This is a genomic window from Chitinibacter sp. ZOR0017, from assembly GCF_000799095.1.
Classification (GTDB): Bacteria; Pseudomonadota; Gammaproteobacteria; order Burkholderiales; family Chitinibacteraceae; genus Chitinibacter; species Chitinibacter tainanensis.
The window spans coordinates 149,885-156,671 of sequence record NZ_JTLG01000023.1; the positions used below are offsets into that span (position 1 = coordinate 149,885).

Here is a 6,787-nt window from a genome sequence, read left to right on the forward strand (position 1 = left end):
GCAGTGAGGATCTTCTCGCTGTTGATGGAAAACACCAAAATGCATCTGCGTTTCACACCCCTTGCCCTCACTTTGGCGCTCTGGGGCGCGCCACTGCTGGCTGCGCCCGTGGATATTCCGGCCGGCCCATTGGCTCCCGCGCTCACTCGCTACGCCCAGCAACAAGGCCTGCATCTCTCAGTTGATGCCGCTTTGCTGGCGGGTAAAACCACAGCGGGCTTGCACGGCGAAGTAGCACCGCGCGCCGGCCTGCAACAATTAATCCAGGATGCCGAGCTGGACATCGTGGAAGATAGCTACGGCAATCTCAGCCTGCGCGCCCGCCCGCTGGTCACGCTGCCGGTGGTGAATGTCACCAGTATTCGCCCGCTGGCCGTGGTGGCCTCGGCTGGCGCCGTCACCTTGCCCACCGTTGAGGTAAAAGCCAATTCCGAAAGCGCCACTGGCCCGGTTGCCGGCTATGTTGCGCGCAAGACCGGCTCGGCGGGCAAAAGCGAGCAGGATGTCACCGAAACCGTACAAGGCGTGGCGATCATCACCCGCGACCAGCTGCAAGATCAGGCCGCGCAAAGCGTGAGTGAAGCCACCCGCTACACCGCCGGGGTGCGGCCGTTTGATTCGGCGCTCACCGATGATGATGTGGTGGTGCGTGGTTTCAACCTCACCGGCGCCGGCCTGTATCGCGATGGGATGCGCTATGTGCACAACGGCTTTATGGCCAATCTGGAAATGTATGGGCTAGAGCGGCTGGAAATCATCAAAGGCCCGGCCTCGGTCACCTACGGCCAATCGGCACCGGGCGGGATTGTGAATGCCGTGAGCAAGCGCCCGCATGCCCAGCAGCAAAACGAAGTCCAGCTCACCGCCGGTAGCCATCAGCTGTGGCAAGGCGCCGTAGATGTGGGCGGTCAGCTCAGCAGCGATGGCAGCACGCTCTTCCGCCTCACCGCCTTGGCGCGCGAGGCCAATACGCAATGGGATTACCTCGAAAACAACCGCCTGTACGTCGCCCCGGCCATCAGCTGGCAGAACGAGCGCAGCAAGCTCACCCTTCTGGCGCAATACCAGCGCGATGACAGCGGCTTTATTGCCCCCTACTATCTCGAGACCAAGGCCGGCCCATCAAAAAACAGCCTCAATGTCGCCGGCCCCGGCTCGGGCCATCATAAAGAAAGCTGGTCATTCACCGCCGAAGGCGAGCATCAGCTGCAACCGGGCCTGACACTGCGCGCCAAAGCCCGTTATATGGATGGTGAAAACCAGCGCTACGAAATCCGCAACCGCGGGCTGGCCAGCGACGGCCGCAGCATCAATCGTCTGGGCATGGTGCGCCCCGATGACGAGCAATCGTGGTCGGGCGATCTGCACCTGGAAAGCCAGTTTGCCACCGGCGCGCTGCAGCACACCCTCACCAGCGGGGTGGATTACTACGATTCAACGCTCAATCTGCGGATTTTCAGCCTGAATGGCAAAGTCGCGCCGCTGGATCTGGTGCAGCCGGCGTACAGCGCGCCCAATTGGCAAGACAACTATCTCACCGACCATTACATCGCCCAGCAGCAACAAACCGGCCTGTATCTGCAAGATCAGATCCGGCTGGGCAACTGGCTGTTTAGCCTCGGTGGCCGCTATGATCGGGTGAAAACCGACACTGACTACGATGCGCGCCTCACCGCCAAAGATGCCTTCAAGCGCAGCACGTTCCGCCGTGACGACGAAGCCTTTACCGGCCGCGCCGGGGTGGTGTATCAGCATGCCAGTGGCCTAAGCCCGTATGCCAGCTTCTCCACCTCATTCCAGCCGGTGCTCAGCACCACCACGGCGGTAGATGCCTACGGCGCACCGTTCCAGCCGGAAACCGGGCGGCAACTTGAGGCCGGCGTGCGCTACGCGCCAGCGGGCTTGAATGCACTCTTGACCGCTTCCTACTTTGACCTGACCAAACGCAATGTGCGCACCCAGTCGACCGAAAACCCACGCCTGGAAGTGCAAACTGGCGAAATCCGCAGCCGTGGCCTCGAGCTGGAAGCCAAAGGCGAAGTGCTGCCGAACTTCAATCTGATCGCCAACTACGCATTCATCGATGCCGAAGTGACCCGCAGCAATCGCCCGGGCGAAGCCGGCGGCAGCCCGGCCTATGTGCCGAAACACAATGCCTCGGTATGGGGTAAATACAGCTGGGCCGGGTGGGAATTGGGCGCCGGCCTGCGCCATGTGCGCGATATTCCGGGCGATGTGCGCCAGGCCAATGGCCAGCAGCCGATGGATGACAACTACACCGTGGTCGATGCCCTGCTGGCTTATCAGTTCAAACAATGGCGCGCAGCGCTGAATGTGAGCAATCTGTTTGATCATGAATACCGCAGCCAGTGCAGCGTGCAGCGCGGCGGCCAAACCTTCTGCACCATTGGCTACGGGCGTGATGTGCGCGCCAGCGTCAGCTATCGCTGGTAATTCCGCACACCGCCAAACCGATATACCACCGACCGGTATGAGCCCCAAAGCATTTATCTAAAATAACTTGGGGCATATACCCTTGATAGACCAGCCCATTTCGCGGCTGGTCTTTTTTTATCTGCCGCCCGGCCTACCGCCCAAGGTGAACAATCGTACTATGTACTATCAAGTAGCGAGAGAACGCGCTACAATCTTTGGTTCCATGTTCGCCGGACTACGCCCATGTATCGCCCCGCTTTGCAGTCGTCTGACCAGCCCCTCATCCGGATTCGCGGTGCCCGCACGCACAACCTGAAAAACGTCAATCTGGATATCCCGCGCGGCAAGTTGGTGGTGATTACCGGGCTGTCGGGCTCGGGCAAAAGTTCGCTGGCGTTTGATACGCTGTATGCCGAAGGCCAGCGCCGCTATGTCGAGTCGCTATCGGCCTATGCGCGGCAATTTTTGCAGCTGATGGAAAAGCCCGATGTGGATCTGATCGAGGGCCTCTCACCCGCGATTTCCATCGAGCAAAAAGCCACCAGCCATAACCCACGCTCCACCGTGGGCACGGTCACCGAAATTCACGATTACCTGCGTTTGCTGTTCGCCCGCGTCGGCACGCCCTACTGCCCTGAGCACGGCCAGCCGCTGCAAAGCCAGACTGTCAGCCAGATGGTTGATCACGTGCTGGCCTTGCCGGAAGACACCAAGCTGATGGTGCTGGCGCCGGTGGTGATGGGCAAAAAAGGCGAAAACCTCGATCTGTTTGACGAGCTACGCGCGCAAGGTTTTGTCCGCGTTCGCGTTGATGGCGAAGTCTTCGAGATGGACGAGCTGCCCAAGCTCGATAAAAACAAAAAACACAGTATTGAAGTCGTGATCGACCGGCTGAAAGTGCGCGCCGATTTGCAGCAGCGCCTGGCTGAGTCGTTCGAAACCGCGCTGCGCCACGCCGATGGCCGCGCGATTGCGGTGGAAATGGATTCCGGCCAAGAACACTGGTTCTCGGCCAAATTTGCCTGCCCGGTCTGCAGCTACAGTCTGCCCGAGCTCGAGCCGCGCTTGTTCTCGTTCAATAACCCGATGGGCGCTTGCCCCAGCTGTGATGGCTTGGGCCAGCGCACTTTTTTTGATCCCAAACGCGTAGTGGCGCACCCCGACATCAGCCTCGCCGCCGGCGCGATCAAGGGCTGGGATAAGCGCAACCAGTTTTATTTCCAGATGCTGCTCAGCCTGGCCAAGCATTACGATTTCAATATCGACACCGCCTGGAGCGACTTGCCCGAGCGCATTCAGCAAATCGTGCTGCACGGCTCCGGCCGTGAAGAAATCGCCTTTGTGTATATGAATGAGCGCGGCAGCAAGTTCGAGCGCGTGCACAATTTCGAAGGCATTATCCCGAATCTGGAACGCCGCTACCGCGAAACCGACTCCACCTCGGTGCGCGAAGAGCTGGCCAAATATCAAAATAACCAAGCCTGCCCGGCTTGCCACGGCGCGCGCCTGCGTAAAGAAGCCCGCCATGTACAGGTGGGGGGTAATACCCTGCACGCCCTATCCAAGCTGGCTTTGCGCGATACACTCCACTTCTTCCAATCGCTCAACCTGGAAGGCAGCAAGGCGCAAATCGCCGAAAAAATCATCAAGGAAATCAGCGAGCGGCTGGGCTTCTTGGTGAATGTGGGGCTGGATTACCTGTGCCTTGAGCGCAGCGCCGATACCCTGTCAGGCGGCGAAGCGCAGCGCATTCGCCTCGCCAGCCAGATTGGCTCGGGCCTCACCGGCGTGATGTATGTGCTGGATGAGCCCTCCATCGGCCTGCACCAGCGCGATAACGACCGCCTGATCGGCACGCTGAAACACCTGCGCAATCTCGACAACACCGTGATCGTGGTCGAGCACGACGAAGACGCGATGCGCGCCGCCGATTATCTGGTGGATATGGGCCCGGGCGCCGGCGTGCATGGCGGGCAAGTGATTGCCTGCGGTACGCCCGACGAAGTATTTAATAATCCCGACTCGATCACCGGCCAATTTATGACCGGCAAGCGCAAAATCACCCAGCCCGAGCAGCGCCGCGTACCCGATGCGGACAAATGGCTGCGCCTGATCGGCGCCACCGGCAATAATCTGAAAGACGTCACGCTCGAATTACCGGTCGGCCTGATGGTCTGCATCACCGGCGTATCCGGCTCAGGTAAATCCACGCTGATCAACGACACGCTATACACCATTGCCGCGCGCGACCTCAACGGCGCCAGCGCCGAGCCCGCGCCGTACCGCGACGTGACTGGCCTGGAGCATTTCGACAAAGTCATCAACGTCGATCAGTCCCCCATCGGCCGCACGCCGCGCTCAAATCCGGCCACCTACACCGGCCTGTTTACCCCGATTCGCGAGCTATTTGCCGGCGTGCCCTCCAGCCGCGAACGCGGCTACGGCCCGGGGCGTTTCTCGTTCAACGTGAAAGGCGGCCGCTGCGAAGCCTGTCAGGGCGATGGCGTACTGAAAGTGGAAATGCACTTCTTGCCCGATGTGTATGTGCCCTGCGACGTCTGCCACGGCCAGCGCTACAACCGCGAAACGCTGGAAGTGCAATACAAAGGCAAAAACATCACCGAAGTGCTGGAAATGACAGTGGAAGACGCGCTCGAATTCTTCAGCGCCGTCCCCACCGTGGCGCGCAAACTGCAAACCCTGCTCGACGTCGGCCTCGGTTACATCCGCCTCGGCCAAAGCGCGACGACACTATCAGGCGGTGAAGCGCAGCGGGTGAAACTCGCGCTCGAACTCTCCAAACGCGACACCGGCCGCACGCTGTACATCCTCGACGAGCCCACCACCGGCCTGCATTTCCATGATATCGACCTGCTGCTGAAAGTGGTGCAGCGCCTATCCAGCCACGGCAATACTGTGGTGATCATCGAGCACAATCTGGATGTGATTAAAACCGCCGACTGGATCGTCGACCTCGGCCCAGAAGGCGGCGCCGGCGGCGGGCAGATCGTCGCCACCGGCACGCCGGAAGATGTAGCGCGCAATCAGGCCAGTCATACAGGGTTGTATCTGGCGCGGACGCTGGGGATAGCGCGGAAGTAATTTGTTTTATCAGTATATGGCGGTGGCCATTGATTGGATTGGGCCACAGACATATACCCATGCAGAACTAGCATAGGGCGGGTTAGCCGATGGTGTAACCCGCCAATTAGGTGATTGATTCAACCAGCAGCTCAGCGCGGGTCATGACCCGCCCTACATGGCTGCATTCCAAAACAAATAGAAACATTGGAGAAAAAATGAAATTACAGCTAATCATCGCCCTACTCGCACTTACACACAATGTCTTTGCCACGGAAAAACCAAGCGCAATTCAAGCCGACATAGCCTTTCGCATTTTTAGTATGACCTGCATCGAACATGCAGGAAACCATGACAAGATCAAATCTTGGGCTGCAGGTAAACTGCAAATTGCAAATCCAGAATTTAGCAAACAAGTTTTAAAGGAAAGAACAGGAGTAGTTTACGGTGCATCAAACCGCATTGGAGAATATTTGCTTGTACTCACAGAGCCCAACCAATGCTCCGTTTGGGCTAGAAAAGCTGATGCCGAGCAAATTGAGAACACATTAGCAAAACTAGCAAACGCTTTACAAAAAGCGAATTCAGCGCTCAAAGTAGCTAAAACTACTGAACAAGACTCAATCGATCACAAGGGGCAGCCTTTCCATCAAGTTGGGTACACTTTATCCAGCGCCGCAGATCCATTTACAGTTCATTTACTTGCGACCACCTCAAAGATCGAGAATGCCGATATGCAAGCCATTCTTACTTACTCCAAACACCCAGTACAGTAAACATCCTAAGCGCTGTAGGGCCTAATCGCCGAAGGCATTATGCCGCTTGCAGCAACCCCCAAACCACCATCCACGGCGGTTTTTATTTGCCTGCAATTTGTCATCCACCACGGATTGGCGGCTATGCGCCGCGGCACTTACTTTCCTTGCTTCGCCAAGGAAAGTAAGCAAAGGAAGGCGAGCCGGACGAAAAGCGCTCCGCGCTGCCCTTGCTTCGTCGTGAGCCAAACGATAAAACCGTTCGTCTCCCTCCTCGCTGCGGTTTTCGCTACACGGGAACCCCAGCCCCAACTTCACCAGCGCAGCAAATACCAGCGGCAGTATTGTGCTGAAGGCATTGTTGGGATTTGGTTTGGTGGATATACCCCTGTGCTTGTTAGCACGAGTCGCCCGTGGAGCCGCGCCGTTCGGGAGGCACTTGGCAAGGTTTTAAGCCGCAACCTGTTTGAGCTGCGCGACGCTAGCGCGCAGCGAGTTTTGCGGCGCCTTGCCAA

Annotated in this window: 4 protein-coding genes; all 4 read left to right on the forward strand. The window is 58.4% G+C overall.

Annotated elements, in window-relative coordinates; genetic code table 11:
- Positions 1-39 precede the first annotated feature (39 nt).
- Positions 40-2,454 (forward strand): TonB-dependent siderophore receptor, encoded by a 2,415-nt coding sequence (locus L991_RS09600; protein ID WP_197053856.1) that lies wholly within the window; start codon positions 40-42, stop codon positions 2,452-2,454.
- Between the two features lie 225 nt (positions 2,455-2,679).
- Positions 2,680-5,538: an excinuclease ABC subunit UvrA gene (uvrA, locus tag L991_RS09605; protein ID WP_052190785.1), complete on the forward strand. Its 2,859-nt coding sequence runs from the start codon at positions 2,680-2,682 to the stop codon at positions 5,536-5,538.
- A 197-nt stretch (positions 5,539-5,735) separates the two neighbouring features.
- Positions 5,736-6,293: a hypothetical protein gene (locus tag L991_RS09610; RefSeq protein ID WP_047394584.1), complete on the forward strand. Its 558-nt coding sequence runs from the start codon at positions 5,736-5,738 to the stop codon at positions 6,291-6,293.
- A gap of 39 nt (positions 6,294-6,332) precedes the next feature.
- The coding region (locus L991_RS17730) for a hypothetical protein (RefSeq protein ID WP_231550526.1) at positions 6,333-6,787 on the forward strand (455 nt) is incomplete at its 3' end.